General features: G+C 59.9%; 1 pseudogene. It reads right to left on the minus strand.

Features of this window, described 5'->3' with window-relative positions:
• Window positions 1–262 (minus strand): annotated as a pseudogene (locus SB719_RS20900) (4-hydroxyphenylpyruvate dioxygenase); the annotation flags it as partial.

The raw sequence follows: 262 nt of genomic DNA on the forward strand, positions 1-262 counted from the left end.
CCCTTGCGCTGGATGATCTCGAAGAAGATCGGACCGAACGCGTTGGTCGTGAAGATCTGCAGCAGCTTGCGCTGCTTGGTCTCCGGATCGGCGTCGATCAGGATCTTGTTGCGGCGCAGCCGCTCGACATCCTCGTTGTGCTCGGGGATGCGCTGGTCGATGACGTCGAAGTAGGTTTCCGGCGTGTCGAGGAAGGAAATGCCCTTCTCGCGCATCTGCTCGATCGTCGCGTAGATGTCGTCGGTGAAGCAGGCGATGTGCT

This window comes from Pantoea sp. SIMBA_079, from assembly GCF_046940275.1.
GTDB lineage: Bacteria > Pseudomonadota > Gammaproteobacteria > Enterobacterales > Enterobacteriaceae > Pantoea > Pantoea borealis.